Origin of the sequence: Mesorhizobium sp. M7A.F.Ca.CA.003.01.2.1 (assembly GCF_003998945.1) — a bacterium.
GTDB lineage: Bacteria > Pseudomonadota > Alphaproteobacteria > Rhizobiales > Rhizobiaceae > Mesorhizobium > Mesorhizobium ciceri.
Genome location: NZ_RZRA01001638.1, coordinates 1 through 499, shown reverse-complemented (window position 1 = coordinate 499; position 499 = coordinate 1). Strand labels below are relative to the sequence as shown.

At 62.1% G+C, this 499-nt stretch carries 1 protein-coding gene; it reads left to right on the top strand.

Features of this window, described 5'->3' with window-relative positions:
- Positions 1 to 499 (top strand): substrate-binding domain-containing protein (locus EN969_RS34680; protein ID WP_164758827.1); only part of this gene is annotated, 499 nt, incomplete at both ends.

Sequence of the window (499 nt, the reverse complement as noted above, 5' to 3'; positions counted from 1 at the left end):
ATATGACGGCGCGCCGCAGAAGGTGCTGCCTTCGGCCTGGGACAATTTCACAGCGCCGCCGAAACCGTGGAAATGGTGCCACTCGGAATCCTACCAGGGCAATCCGTGGCGGGTCACGGTGACCAAGGAATTGAAGCGTCTCGTCGACGGGCTGATCGCCGACGGAACGGTGTCCAGCTTCGAGGTGTCTGATTCCAACAATGACGCCAGCCAGCAGATCAACCAGATCCGCGCCTTCATCGACAAGAAGTGCTCGATCATCACCTCGATCCCGGGCTCGGCGACGGCACTCGATGATGCGATCGACGCTGCCGCCAAAGCCGGCATTCCGTTCATCACCGCTGCCGGTTCGGTGACCAGCCCGAACGCCATCAATGTCGATTCCAACTATGCGCGCTGGGGCTACGACATGATGGCGGCGATCGGCAAGGCGCAGCCGGACGGCGCCAGCATCCTTCTGGTCGAAGGCATCGCCGGACACCCGATCGTGGTGCAGGAG